Source organism: Labilibaculum euxinicum (assembly GCF_009795715.1).
GTDB classification, from domain to species: Bacteria; Bacteroidota; Bacteroidia; order Bacteroidales; family Marinifilaceae; genus Labilibaculum; species Labilibaculum euxinus.
Genome location: NZ_WTCR01000002.1, coordinates 37,390 through 51,145, shown reverse-complemented (window position 1 = coordinate 51,145; position 13,756 = coordinate 37,390). Strand labels below are relative to the sequence as shown.

9 protein-coding genes are annotated in these 13,756 nt (G+C 35.8%); all 9 read right to left on the bottom strand.

Annotation, left to right across the window (positions count from 1 at the left end; translation table 11 throughout):
- Nucleotides 1-142: 142 nt before the first annotated feature.
- Nucleotides 143-2,146 carry a protein-disulfide reductase DsbD family protein gene (locus tag GQR60_RS02310; RefSeq protein ID WP_124991382.1) on the bottom strand — a complete coding sequence of 668 codons (2,004 nt, stop codon included), beginning with the start codon at nt 2,144-2,146 and terminating at the stop codon, nt 143-145.
- Between the two features lie 611 nt (nt 2,147-2,757).
- Nucleotides 2,758-3,231 (bottom strand): protein-disulfide reductase DsbD domain-containing protein, encoded by a 474-nt coding sequence (locus GQR60_RS02305; RefSeq protein ID WP_160463394.1) that lies wholly within the window; start codon nt 3,229-3,231, stop codon nt 2,758-2,760.
- Nucleotides 3,232-3,359: 128 nt separating this feature from the next.
- Nucleotides 3,360-3,497: a hypothetical protein gene (locus GQR60_RS02300; RefSeq protein ID WP_154675796.1), complete on the bottom strand. Its 138-nt coding sequence runs from the start codon at nt 3,495-3,497 to the stop codon at nt 3,360-3,362.
- A gap of 39 nt (nt 3,498-3,536) precedes the next feature.
- Complete coding sequence (locus GQR60_RS02295; protein WP_160463393.1) at nt 3,537-4,799, bottom strand: thioredoxin family protein; 1,263 nt, start codon at nt 4,797-4,799, stop codon at nt 3,537-3,539.
- 18 nt (nt 4,800-4,817) lie between these two features.
- Complete coding sequence (locus GQR60_RS02290; RefSeq protein WP_124991379.1) at nt 4,818-6,149, bottom strand: TlpA disulfide reductase family protein; 1,332 nt, start codon at nt 6,147-6,149, stop codon at nt 4,818-4,820.
- Between the two features lie 112 nt (nt 6,150-6,261).
- Nucleotides 6,262-7,665 (bottom strand): RagB/SusD family nutrient uptake outer membrane protein, encoded by a 1,404-nt coding sequence (locus GQR60_RS02285; protein ID WP_124991378.1) that lies wholly within the window; start codon nt 7,663-7,665, stop codon nt 6,262-6,264.
- Nucleotides 7,666-7,676: 11 nt separating this feature from the next.
- Complete coding sequence (locus GQR60_RS02280; protein ID WP_124991377.1) at nt 7,677-10,961, bottom strand: TonB-dependent receptor; 3,285 nt, start codon at nt 10,959-10,961, stop codon at nt 7,677-7,679.
- 98 nt (nt 10,962-11,059) lie between these two features.
- Nucleotides 11,060-12,232, bottom strand: a complete 1,173-nt coding sequence (locus tag GQR60_RS02275) for a FecR family protein (RefSeq protein WP_124991376.1) — start codon at nt 12,230-12,232, stop codon at nt 11,060-11,062.
- A 264-nt stretch (nt 12,233-12,496) separates the two neighbouring features.
- A complete protein-coding gene (locus GQR60_RS02270; protein ID WP_124991375.1) occupies nt 12,497-13,051 on the bottom strand; it encodes an RNA polymerase sigma-70 factor in 555 nt (184 codons plus the stop codon).
- Between the last annotated feature and the right edge of the window lie 705 nt (nt 13,052-13,756).

The window sequence follows — 13,756 nt, the reverse complement described above, 5'->3', positions numbered from 1 at the left end:
GACCCTGCCATCTACATCTTCCCTACTAACCACGTTTTCATAATTTACACATGAAAACTCACGAACTACTAACTTACTAACTAATGTTCTTCTTAAATATCTTCCTGCCGTCTTGCTAAAACAAAATAATTTCTCTTTTAATTTAGTTAACTCTTACTGCTACTGTTTTTTTTTGCTTGAAGTTTTTAATTCCTTCATCAAGGAATTCAACAAATTTACCTGCATCCAAATCATAGGCTCTTGGTGAAGCAATATCTTCCCCATCCGAATTAAGCAAACAATAGTAAGGCTGAGCATTAATATTATAATTCGAAATTTGGAAATCGGCATTTTTCTTTCCTAAAGTCTTCTTCTTTTTACCATCATAACTGGAAACAATCCATTCTTCTTTAGGCAATTTTGTTTTATCATCAACATACATTGCAATTACCACATAGTCTTCACGCAAGCGCTTCAACACTTGTGGATCTGACCATACATTGGCTTCCATTTCCCGGCAGTTAACACAACCGTGACCTGTGAAATCCATAAATACAGGTTTGTTTTGCTTTTTAGCAGCATCCATTCCTTCCTTGTAATCGAAATATCCGTTTAAGCCATGAGGTAAATGTAAAAAGTCTGAATACATAGCAGTATGGGCTTCCTGATGAACTGCACCGCTATTACCTGCATTATTTCGTACAATCTGATTGATATCAAAATCCTGAGTTGCTTGTGGTGGAATGTACCCTGAAAGAGCTTTTAAAGGAGCTCCAAACATTCCTGGAATCATATAAACTACAAACGAGAAGGTCGCAACCGCCATCAAAAGACGAGGAACACTAACAAATTTCAACTCACTATCATGAGAGAATTTGAGTTTACCTAATAAATACAATCCCAATAAGGCAAATACTACTATCCAAACAGCAAGGTAAATTTCACGATCCAAAATTCCCCAATGGTAAGTTTGATCAGCAATACTTAAAAATTTAAGACCTAAAGCCAGCTCAATAAATCCCAAAACCACTTTTACTGAATTTAACCATCCACCGGACTTCGGCATTTTATTCAACCATCCCGGAAAAATGGCAAACAATGTAAACGGCATCGCAAATGCTATTGAAAATCCTAACATTCCAACAATTGGCATTAATACTTCTCCTCCTGCCGAGGCAACTAAAATGGCACCCACAATAGGTCCTGTGCATGAGAACGAAACCAAAACCAAAGTAAATGCCATAAAGAAAGCACCCAATAATCCACCTTTATCTTCGTTTGATACGGACTTATTCACCATCCAGCTTGGCATGGTAATTTCGAACATTCCAAAGAAGGATGCAGCAAACACCATGAAAATTAAGAAGAAGAAAACATTAGGAACCCAATGTGTTGAAAGGAAGTTGGCAAAACCAGGCCCCATAACAACGGCAAGTAAAGTCCCAATAAAAGTATATATCGCAATAATAGAAAATCCATAGAAGAAAGCCTGCATTCTACCTTTGGCCTTGTTTTCACTGCTGTGCATAAAAAAACTAACCGTCATAGGAATCATAGGGAATACACAAGGAGTAAAAATTGCAGCTAAACCACCTAAAAAGGCAAAAATAAATACTGCCCAAAGTCCTTTCTTATCTTTTGATTCTTTTACCGGTGCCGGTGCTTCAGCTTTCACTTTTTGTGTAACTGCAACGGCTCCGCCTTTAACCTGTAAATCGAAATTATCATCCCCCATTACACATTGTCCCGTAGCATCGGAACAAGTCTGGTATTCGAATGTTCCTTTTACATGCAAGGGCAATTCCTTCACCAAAATACTTTGGCGCATCTCAGCTTCATTTTCGAAATAGCTTACTTCACCGCCCCATATTTCATCGTGGTGCTTATGAGCATTTATAGGTTTTACTTCACCAATTCTTTCGTAACTGGAATTTTCTGTAAAATCAAATTTAATTAATACCGGCCCCAACTCAGGGTCGAAATCGTTTGAGTACACATGCCAGGTCTTATCAATCGCAGCCTTAAAAACAACATCCAGCTGATCACCTACCTTAACCTCTTTATTCGAAAACTCAACTTTCCATTTGGCTGGTTGTAAAACTTGTCCAAATGAAAATTCGCTAAACATTACCACTATAATGGCAAGAAATGTAAATTTCAATTTCATTTTTTAATCTTTTTATTAATTGGGTCCTCCCACAGAAGTATTACCCAATGTAATTGAGTTGCTTTAGTTTATTTGATTCTTCTTTCTAATTCTGTATTGTTACTGTAAAGACAACCAAAATACACAATAGGGTGAAAGACAGAATGAAAAAATTCGCTAATATTTGTTAATTACTAAGCTTTTACGAGACATTAGATTATCATCTTCATAATTATTTTGTTTATTAAATTCAATGTAATTAGTCTGATAATCTATACGAATCAAAAATGCTTTCAATCTAGATTAGATAAAAATTACGATTCGATTAAAAACTCCCCTTTTTAGTGATATTTTTAATCGAATCGTAACTAAAAGGTGTGTTTTGGTTCGTTGTAATTAAATATGCCTGCGTTTTGCTTGTGAAACTAACTTCTTCCTGATTTTAAAATGATCATCTCAGTCTTTACCAATTAAATAAATTAATTTTCTAATGGATAGGATACGATATCCAAACTTATGTACAAATGAAAAAGCCACCTGACAGGTGGCTTTAAATTCAGAATTTAATCGATATGCTAATTAAACTCTTGTAAAGTATTGGTGTGATTAAAAATTTTGGCAATAATTCTATTTTATTTAGCCGGATATGTAATATCAAACTCATCATCTCCCATTACACACTGTCCACTTACATCGGAACAGGTTTGGAAGTCAAAGGTTCCCTCCACTTTTAATGGCAGGCTCTTCACCTTTATTTGCTGACGCATTTCAGCCGTATTTTCAAAATAGCTCACTTCCCCATCCCAAATCTCATCGAAATGCTTTTTTGCATTGATAGGTTTCACCTTACCAATACGCTCATAACTTGCATCCTCTTCAAAATCAAATTCAATCAAAATAGGACCTAAGTCAGGATCAAAATCATTTGAATACAAATGCCATGTTTTATCAATTGTCGCCTTAAAAACAATGTCAATTTTGTCGCCCACCTTAATATCTTGCTTTGACAACTCTACCTTCCATTTCGATGGAGTTAAAATTTGTCCGAACGAAATGCTGCTTAGCATCATGAGTAAGAGTGCAGCAAGTGTAATTTTTCTATTCATTTTCATTTGTATTTAAATGTGATTTTTACTCTCAGACTACTTTTAAGCCTTCTTCTTACCTTAAAGACAATCTAAAGTGTAAATAGGGTGAATTTGCAGGCATAAAAAAATTTCTATTCAACAAACGATTATATACTATCAATATCTGCTTTCAATTTGTCTACACGAACATTTGCATTCTTAGTCAGAAAAGTATTGAGGTTCTCTAAAGCTTTCGCTTTATCACCAAAATCACCGTAAAATGATGATGAAACTCTCTGCATCATGTTACATGGCAAATTATTCCATTCTTATCAACTCGTATGTTAGAAATTAATCTTTTGCCCGCTTTTCATCATGTCCAATAACTCTTCCATATTTCCCTTATCGCTATCTTCAGCAAACAAAGCTGCCTTTTCCCCAAATTCTATCGCTTCTTCATTCCTTCCAAGTGTATAAAGCAAAGCAGCTCTAGTCATCAGTGAAGAAACATCTTCCTGATTTTGCTTCAAAGAAATTTCACTCCATTCAAGCGCTTTTTCCAAAAAATCCTTATCCTTACAAGAGGTAAGAATAGTCCAAACATAACCATTGATATCTTCCTTTAAATATTCATTATCCTTTATTTGTAACCATCCTTCAACTTCCTTCACAAAATAGTTCCATTCCTCATGTTCTCCAAAATAGATGATCCTGGCCTTTGTTACCAAAGCATCACTGTATTCAGTATATGTAGAATTTATTGATTCTCTTATTTTATTCCAATCCGGGGAAGATTGATCAGAAATCAATGGCAAAACCTCTCTATAAAAAATAGTCCCCTCCACAAGAGACCTCGATATCTTCCTTCCTTCTACCGAATCAATGGATGCTCCGTATTGGCGGAATATTTCAAAACCCTTATCGCTCACATTATGAGTGAATCTCATCATAAAATCGATATTCTCCTTTGTAAGAAGATCTTTAACTTTCGATTTTGAGATAAACTCATTGGCACATTGCTGCCCCATATCTCCTTCTCCGTTTTTTGTATCACCATTATGCGAAAAAGCTATTGCCATACTTCGCAACAAAGAAAGATCAGGATCCAATGTACTCTCAAACTTCTTTTTTAAGCTGATATATTGAGTGGAAGAATCGAGTGCTGCTTTAGCGTATTCAATAAACTCATTTGGCTCAAATGGAGCTCCCACATAGCGATGAATAAGTTCCCCTGCCGGGGTGAAATATAAAAACGTCGGGTAATTTACCACCTGACCAATCTTGGCAATTGTATCAACATCAGAATACCATGCCTTAACATCTTCCTTATCATGCGGGGTTTTATCCATCTGTACTTTAACATTAATAAAGTTTTGATTAAAAAACTGCCCGACTTCCTCCAACGGAAAAATTTTTGTGCTTACCATCTTGCATGGGCCACACCAGGTTGTAAAACAATCTACAAATATATACTTGTTTTCAGCCTTTGCTTTTGCTTTTACTTCTGTCCATTTAAGACCATGTACAAACTGAACTCCCTTTTGCTGAGCCATTGTACAACAGGAAATGGAAATTAAAAAAAACAGAACAATCGTCCTTCTCTTCATTTTCATTGTTTTAGAATATTATTTTGCCATCTCAGCAGCCATTTTTTCTAATTCCGCCTCTGCAGGGAAAATTCCTTTATCCAAAGAGTCGGAAAACATTTTTAATACATTGATGCCAGTTTCCGGAAGGTTCTCCTTAACCGCCAATTCAAGAGATCTCTTCACCATTGTTTTTGCATACTCCTTTTCGTTATTCGCCCAAAACATTTGAGTGACTAAAGCCAGATATCCGAAATCCAACTGATTTTCCTTCAAAAATTTTGAGGCAACATTGTAAATGGCATCGTCAACAATCTTTACCATTGGAGTTACTGGGTAGTAAGCGGCTACCACAATGGTAGTTTTCAGAAGATCACTATCAGTAGTGCTGTTTGAAACCCGATTGATAAATGCAACAAGTCCTTTATAATCTTTTTTAGCGGCATAAGCCTGATATCCAGATGCAACGATATCTCCTGCAGCAGAAGTATTCTCCAATAAAGCTCTGTCAAAATCAATATTTACATACTTTATTAATTGATCAAACTTCTCCTCTTCCATAAGAATACTATATAGCTGAAACAGCACGATCGGCAAGAATTTTTCCTGGCGTCTTTTTTCAAAATATGCAAGAGCCTCTTCAGGTTTTCCGCTTCTTTTAAGCGCTACTGACTTATAGATTAATGCGATTTCCTTATCAGGGTCTTCGAGCAGTATTTCATCGAGTGCAGCTAAAGCTTCGTCATATTTCTTATCATCAAATATCAAGTTCCTTATGCTTACTATATTGCTTCCGGAACTAAGTTCCTTAAGTTTTTCTTCCGAAAATTCTTTATTTATAAGCAAATCAATTGCTTCATCTGTTAATTCATCAGGGTGAGTCATCCAAATTACTCTATTGTTCTGAATTACAATTGTAGTTGGAATCGAATTAATTCCTGCAGGCTTCAGCCATTTTTTAGAAAAATCACTCTCTGTTCCTCCACTATAAGTAACCCGGTACGACATTTCATCCCCTTTACCGGCAACAAACTTTTTAACCCTGACTAAATTGTTTTCGAATACATTTTGCCCGACAATAACAATTTTATCTCCATATTTTTTGTGAAGCTCATTTAAGTGAGGCATAGCAGCTTTACACGGGCCACACCAAGTAGCCCAACATTCAATAATGTAGATCTTATCCTTATCAAATTGAGTAATTGAATCCCCTTTTATCCATTGTACCTCCGGATAATCGTACACTTCGGTACCAATAGTGAAGGTGATCTGGCTGGTGTCTTGTTCGGTTTGTGCAAGACCGTTATGAGTAAAAAAGAATAAACTCAATATGAAGCCAAGCTGCAATTTTATACTTGATTTTTTAAACATTATGCTGATTATTAAACATTTTTAGCTGTTCTCAATTAGAAACCACTGATAAACCTTTAAAATATTTATCAACGATATCCTAATTATTTCAACTAACTATTTTATTATTATGTTAGTTATTATACCCTGGATTTTGCGTAAGCTTAGTATTAATTTTTATCTGACTCTCGGGTATCGGATACAATATGGCAGTAGAAGTCCAAGTCGGTTTGTTTTCGGACAATACATCATCAGCCCTTGTTTTATTCGTTGGATCAACGATACTCGGAGTCCGTTTTAAATCCAGCCATCGATGTCCCCATTCTCCAAAAAATTCAAGATTCCGTTCTTTTTCAATGGCAAGAAACATTGCTGATTGAGTAGAAGCATCTGTATTTTCAAGCCCTGCACGGTTTCGGATCGTATTTAAATCAGCTTCTGCACTATTTGCTCCGGTAATACGATTCAAATGAGCTCTGGCTTCGGCACGAATTAAGTATTGTTCCGCCAAACGCATAACAATATCGTATTCATTACCTGTGCCGGATTTTACTTTGTATTTGAATATTGTACCGAATTCCTGACCATTAACAGTTACTTGTTTTATCCACATGCTCTTTCTTAAATCATCATCACTAAATGAATTAAACAAGTTATCGGTTAAATAAAAAGATGGCATGGATTGCTCGGATACAGGAACATACATCTCTCCAAATTTTGAAACCCCGGTTGTGTTGGCAATTTGTAAAATGGTCTCTTTACAAGAATTCACAAATGTTTCATCCAATGCTGACAGTTCATAAGCGGAATTACTTATCACCAGACCTGACTCTGACTCTGCTTTTACCCAATCTTCCCGATAAAGATAAACCCTGGCAAGTAAGGCACTAACGCCTGATTGATTAACCCTTACTCTATCACCTAAAGAGCGATCATCCATTCCTAGTAATTCTTTCGCATCTGTAAGATCTGTAATAATCTGATCGTAAACATCTGAAGCTGCTGTTCTTGGCAACGACGCATTTTCTATTACATCGGTACCCAACGGCATAGGAACATCTCCAAACATATTTACCAAGTAAAAATATGAAAATGCCCGCCAAAATTTAGCTTCTCCCAACAATTGGCTCTTAACTGAAGAAGATGGCATTTTGGATTCATTCAATCCATTAATTGCATAATTAGCCTGTAATACGGTGTTATAAGTACTACCCCAAAGATAATAAGATGAATAATAACTATTAGTAGGTATAGCATTACTAACGAATGAACCATAACCATTTGTATACGGCAATACCCCATCGGCACTGCATTCCATACAAGCCACATAATGTTCATCATAAGCACTTAACCCTGCATATAATCCCAAAACGGCACCCGTAGCAGACGCTTCATTGTTAAAAGCTTCCTCTACCCCAATCTGCATTTCCGGTGCACCAATATCAACAAAATCATCACAGGAAACGAGTAACAATAAAGCAATCGCAAAGGTGGAAACAGAGGTGCATTTTAAGGTGTTAATAATATATTTTTTCATGGTTTTACTAATTAAAATGAACAATTAATACCTAAAACAAATGTTCTTAATGGTGGCATAGTGCCAATTCCAATTCCGCTGGTTTCAGGATCAAAAACATATTTATTCTTCGTTGCTGTATATAAATTTTGTCCTTGGAAATATATTCTGGCCGAAGATATTTTCAGCTTTTCAATCCATTGATTTGGCAAATTGTATGCTAAATTTATTGATTTGAATCTTACAAACGATGCATCACCATAATTTGCATTAGAATATGAATAATTGTCGTAACTATCATAAATATCTGTACCGTAATTTGCTGAAGCTCCCGGGAAGCGGGTATTTTCATCTCCAGGAGATCTCCATCGATTCAAAGCTGAAGTGTTTTGGTTAGCCATAGTTCCCAATACAGATTCATATTGATATTCACTTATATTATTGGTCTGCCCTTTTCTATGCGAAAACTGAATTAAAAAATCAAAAGACCAGTTTTTATAAGTAAACGTATTACTTAACCCACCATAAAAAGGAGTGCCGACCGGAGCATATTCATAATCAGCTTCTCCATCATTATCCTTATCAGTATACAAAACCTTACCTGTTGAAGAATCTATACCGGCATACTGATAATATTTGCTGGCATTAATAGGTTTACCAATCTCGTACAGATCGCTGAAATTACTTCCTTCGAGCCCTGGGAAAGAAACTAACTTATTCTTAGGGAATGAAATATTAAAATTAGTAGACCATTTAAAATCCTCACCATCTATATTTGTAGAAGACAGATCAAACTCCAGCCCCGTATTTTGAACTACAGCATCCAGATTTTGAATGGAATAATTAAAACCTGACTGCGAAGCTGTTTTTACATTCACAATTTGATTGCTTGATCGATTCATATAATAATTAGCAGCAAGAAGCAGTCTGTCTTTAAAAAAACCTAAATCCAAAGCCATCTCAAACTTACGTGTTGTTTCCCATTGTATGTTTGGGTTTGATAATGTCTTCAAATTAAGACTTGCTGAATTGTTATAGGTCGTTCCAATATCGTACAGCGCTAAATAGAGATAGTTGTCTATTTGATCATTTCCTGTTACACCATAACTGGTTCTCAATTTTCCGAAACTTAAAAACGGCACCCCTTCCTTAATAAATGGTTCACCGCTAAATAACCAGGCCACACCGGCAGAACCAAAATTTCCGAATCGATTATTGTCACCAAATTTCGATGAACCATCTCTGCGGTAGTTCACATTCAAGATATATTTCTGCTTAAAATTGTAGGTAATCCTGCCAAATAGAGATGCAAAACTATATTCCGAACTATCCTCATACAAAGAAGAAATAAGACCTGCTCCCGATATTGCACCTAATAGGGCATCAGAGCTGTAATTGGATCCTTCCAAAGAACTGCCGCTGGTAATATTACGTTGCAGCGAAGCTCCCAAAAGGGTATTTAAAGTCCAATTATCTCCGGAAATAGAATAACTGCCGGTAGGTTCAATAATATAATTTGTCATCTTATTATTCGCAAACATCGCAAAACTAGTCATGCCATATGAAGGATTAAAAGATGAAACTGGATATTTACTTTTTTGTTCTAATGTTGTTTGGGTGTAACCCAGATTTACCTTTAAATATAATTTATCAATTGGGCTATAACTAAGCGTCGAATTACCCATTAAATTGTTAGTAATCCCTTTATATGTTTGCTGTAAGTTAGCGATCGGATTATCTTGGTAATAATCCCAGAATAAGGTTCCATCTTCATTATACACTGGATAATTGGGAGGTAAACTATAAAAACGTGTTAAATCGTTAGCGTACATATCAGTTTTATCGTTTGAAAACGCGCCTGAAAATGTAGCTTTAAACTTCCCGTCCTTCGAGCCATAATCAAGATTCATCCTTGCCCCAGCCTTAGTAGATCCTTGATTTCCAGGAAAAACAGTTCCTTCATTTCTAAAGTTGGCATTCACCAAAAACTTTACCATTTCGCTGCCTCCATGCAGGGTAGCCTGCACATCGGTTGTGTGAGCAGTTCCTCCGATAAGTAATTTTTGCCAATTGGTATAAGCTTTTTGATCGTAAGCCATTAAATCCGGTGCATTGTACTCATCTGGTTCAACGCCGTCATTTTTAAATGCCTCCCGTCGCATACCAAGATATTCATCTGTATTCATCATAGGAATAAAATGACCTACTTTCCCAGCACCTGTGTATACATTCACATCCAGTTTTGCCTTTCCTGTTTCACCTCTTTTTGTGGTAATCAGAACAACACCATTGGATGCTCTGGCACCGTATATTGCCGTTGCATCCGCATCCTTTAGTACATCAATCCGCTCAATATCCATGGGATTTATCACACTAAAAGGGCTAATTCCTCCACTAGCTGCGCCAATTCCAAAGCTGTTAAGATTCTCGTTGGAAAAAGCGACACCATCTATTACGTATAATGGCTCTGTACCCGATGAAAGGGAACTTCTCCCTCTGATTTGTAATGAGGTACTACTGCCTGGCAAGCCATTATTTTGTTGAATGACCACACCTGAAACCCGTCCCGACAGTGCATTCATAGGATTGGCAACAGGCTGACTGGTTAATTTGTCCGATTTAACCGAACTTACCGAGCCGGTATTTAACCGTATCGAAGAAGTACCATATGCTATAACCTGCACCTCGTCAAACACCTGACTTTCGGCAACCATTACAACATTCACCACAGATCTTTGCGCAATTTTCACCTCCTGCTTTTGCATACCTACAAATGAAAATATCAAAACAGGATTATCATCTACTTCTATGGAATAATTTCCATCAACGTCGGTAGATGTACCAATCATAGTTCCTTTAACAACAACAGATACTCCTGGCAGAGGAATACCATGTGTATCCATAACACGGCCATGAATTTCCTTTTTTTCTTGCTGAACCGGCTTAGGTGCAACAATTGGTTTCTGTTTAACGATTACTACTTTATCGACAATTTCGTAGCTTAAGTTCGTATTCAGAAAACAGTTATCAAGAATCTCTTCAACAGTAGCCCCTCTTTGGTCAATATCCAGATTGTTAACTGTTTCTACATCTTCTAAATCATACACAAAAGTAAAATCGCTATTGTTTCTGATCTCTTTAAATACTTCAACCAATGATTGATTGGTCATGTTCAAATCGAGTTTGGTATTTTGCGAATAGACACTAGCAGACAACTGCATAGCATTCAACACTATTAGCATCAGGGTAATCTTCATTGCTAATAAAGGTTTGCAGAGTTTCTTACGCCAAAAACTCCGGGTTTCACTTTTTTTCATAAATTTGCATTTAGGGTTAATAATTTAATTCCGTGCGGGAATTGGGTTACTACTCACCGGGCAAAAGTTATCTCACTAACTTTTGCTCTTTTTTTATTTTAATTTTTAACAATTACTACATTCTTATTTATCTCGAAATTTACTTTGTTTGTTCTCTCCAACATATTCAGCACATCCTCAATTTCTTCGTACCTTTTCACTTCAACAGAAAAGCGTTTCATCTTTATTGTTTGATTCATATAGAATACCTTTATTCCGTACCATCTTTCCAATTTTTGCATTATTGTTCCCAAGTCAGCTTCTTCAAAACAGAACACTCCATCTTTCCATAGTACGTAATTTTTAGCAACTACATTTTTCACTGCAAACTGTTCTCCCCCATCCGAAATAAAGGCTTGCTGATCGGGCTTAATAGTGACACTTTCCTGTCCTTTTCTTAGCTCTACACTTCCCTGAACCAGTGTGGTCACCACCGATTTCTGATCATTGTATGCTTCTACATTAAATTCGGTTCCCAAAACCTCAATTTCAACATTCTTAACATCTACAATAAACGGCTTGTTTTTATTGTGCGCCACATCGAAAAACACCTCCCCTGCAATCCAGACTTTTCTCTTATTCTGGTTAAACTGAACAGGAAACTTAATTTCCGACTCAGAATTCAGCATTACTTTAGTTCCATCTGAAAGTGTCAATTGATACTCTCCTCCAACCGGAACCTTAACCGTATTATAAATTGTTTGCAATGCAACATCTTCATTTGCGGCATAAGATAACTTTCCATTTAAATTACTAATGAAGGTTCCATCTTTTTCCACAATGCTGTCATTACTTTTATTCTCTAACTGCAGCGTTTCACCGTTATAGAGCTGCAATACAGCTTTTGAAGATCCTGGCTCAATGGTCGAAGAGACCAATTCAGATTCATATTTTAGATCTTTCGTTGAAATATGATAAAGTGTTCCAACCAATACTCCAATTACCAAAACAGCAGCAATCCTCAATCCCCATTCCTTTAAGCGAATGATTTTTTGCTGTGGTTTAATTTTATCTCTTACCTTACCAAAAGCCAACTTCACATTCAGATTTGCTGCATAAGAATTTCTTTCAACTCTTTTTTCTCCCCTTTTAATAATTTCGTATAGTTCTTTGTTTGCCTTCGATTCGGACTTCCACGTCTCAAGTTTTTTCACTTCATCAGCAGAAAGTTCATCAACAATCTCTTTCGAGATCAATTGAGCAATTTGATATTCACGGTGCAATTCTTTCATGTTTAAGGTTTCATTTCTAATTATAAAAACAATCGGGGTTTAAAAGTAGATGAATGGGATTAAAAAAAATATTAGCTAATACCATAAGCATAATGGTTGTAATAATATTGCTTAAAGAAATGGATAGAGAATTATTTACTCTATAGAGTGTAGAGAAGATAAACAAACGGCTGTTGCAGCAAGCTGTAAATCTGAATTTAAACCTGTTTATTACAAATAAACAAATTAGAAATTTACTTCGTGAGAATTATTCCTTTGAATAAATTAAATTTCCCCGAGTAAAAGAAGAAGGATAAAAAAGTAGTTTTTTAATTTAACTCTAAGAGTTTTCATCGAATTATATTTCAGCGTTTTTACAGTATTAACCGATATTCCAAGTCGTTCGGCAATTTCATGATTTCGCACCCCCAGCAAGCTTAGATTCATAATAGCAGCACTCCTATGCGGCAATTCATCGATAGCTTGCTGCAAAATCCTGTATGTTTCTTCTTCTACAATACGGTTATTGAAATAATAATAATCTTCTTTGTCGAGACTTTCTGTAAATTTGCTGCCCAACTTATCTCTTTTTAAAGAGTTAAGACTCAAATTTTTAACCATCACGTACAAAAATGATTTAACAGAGGTAATATCTTCGTATCGGTCACGGGCATTCCACAATTTAACAAAAGCTTCCTGAGCTATATCTTCAGCCATTCCATCGTCCTTCACATATTCGCGGGCCAGCACACACATCGAAGGATACAACTGATTAAATAATGCTTCGAATGCTTTGGAATCTCCCGATTTTATTTTTTGAAATTGGCTTTTTGTGGTCATGGATTGTGGGTATGGGCTGTGGTTAAGATTTTTCAAAAGTAAAAATAGAAATGGTATTTCCAAAATTGAAACTGGACCGCATGTCGCTTAAAAGCAGCAAATAAAATGAGTTCACAAGGACAGTAACAATCAAAAAAGACGCTTGTACAGTTAAATAAGAATTAATCATTATAAATTGCCGGCATAGATTTCATATTTCCTGTAAAAATAGTTGTAAGCACTTCAAAAAACAGCTAAAAACACAGGGTTGATAAGGCATAGATAATTTCATGAAAAATTTACCGGCACATGCTTCATGCAATAGATCGCTGAATATCAGACATGAAATATTGGATTGATTTACAACACGATTACGTTTCAAATTTTTCGCCGAAACATTCAATAAGCAAATCACCCTAAAAATTGAGAACCTGAAAAACTTTACCGGCAATACCAAATTAACATCAAAACATGCCTTATAAAATGTTTCTTTTCAGCTATATCTTCGTTAAAAAAGATGCATCGCAACATGGCTGTGCTTTACTTTTTTGCCTCGATACAGCTAAAAATTAATTCATATTATTTAAAGTCTGTTTTGAAATTAAATTGGAATAAGACTTAGAAAGATTTTGCTCTGTATATACAGATTTCTACAAAATAATCTATTCTCAATTGGCTTAAACCTGGCTCAACCTATTAAACATTTATACAAACTGAATTCAGTTC

What these genes read in the sequence shown, in the direction of transcription:
- GQR60_RS02310 (WP_124991382.1), bottom strand. Translation starts at nt 2,146, where the DNA reads ATGAAATTGAAATTTACATTTCTTGCCATTATAGTGGTAATGTTTAGC.
- GQR60_RS02305 (WP_160463394.1), bottom strand. Translation starts at nt 3,231, where the DNA reads ATGAATAGAAAAATTACACTTGCTGCACTCTTACTCATGATGCTAAGC.
- GQR60_RS02300 (WP_154675796.1), bottom strand. Translation starts at nt 3,497, where the DNA reads ATGATGCAGAGAGTTTCATCATCATTTTACGGTGATTTTGGTGATAAA.
- GQR60_RS02295 (WP_160463393.1), bottom strand. Translation starts at nt 4,799, where the DNA reads ATGAAGAGAAGGACGATTGTTCTGTTTTTTTTAATTTCCATTTCCTGT.
- GQR60_RS02290 (WP_124991379.1), bottom strand. Translation starts at nt 6,149, where the DNA reads ATGTTTAAAAAATCAAGTATAAAATTGCAGCTTGGCTTCATATTGAGT.
- GQR60_RS02285 (WP_124991378.1), bottom strand. Translation starts at nt 7,665, where the DNA reads ATGAAAAAATATATTATTAACACCTTAAAATGCACCTCTGTTTCCACC.
- GQR60_RS02280 (WP_124991377.1), bottom strand. Translation starts at nt 10,961, where the DNA reads ATGAAAAAAAGTGAAACCCGGAGTTTTTGGCGTAAGAAACTCTGCAAA.
- GQR60_RS02275 (WP_124991376.1), bottom strand. Translation starts at nt 12,232, where the DNA reads ATGAAAGAATTGCACCGTGAATATCAAATTGCTCAATTGATCTCGAAA.
- GQR60_RS02270 (WP_124991375.1), bottom strand. Translation starts at nt 13,051, where the DNA reads ATGACCACAAAAAGCCAATTTCAAAAAATAAAATCGGGAGATTCCAAA.